Annotated in this window: 1 pseudogene; it reads left to right on the forward strand. The window is 45.4% G+C overall.

Features of this window, described 5'->3' with window-relative positions:
• Positions 1-26 precede the first annotated feature (26 nt).
• Positions 27-207, forward strand: a pseudogene (locus tag AABK37_RS42380) (IS701 family transposase); the annotation flags it as partial.

The following is a 207-nucleotide window of genomic DNA, read 5'->3' on the forward strand; positions in this document are numbered from 1 at the left end:
GATCGCGTTCATGTTACGCAGAGAGTATGGTTGAGCCTCGCCGAAGCGCGCCCACAGTAAAATTTGTGGACGAATACTGTCAGTTGTATCAAAAGCTATTTCCGCTTATTGAGAAGCTTTGAAGCCTTTAAATATCTTCATGTAGGAATGGTGTCACCAGATAAAGCGTTTTACGCTGCCAGCGCGATCGCGCTCATTTGTAGGATT

Source organism: Tolypothrix sp. VBCCA 56010 (assembly GCF_050875635.1).
In the GTDB taxonomy this organism is placed as follows: Bacteria; Cyanobacteriota; Cyanobacteriia; order Cyanobacteriales; family Nostocaceae; genus Hassallia.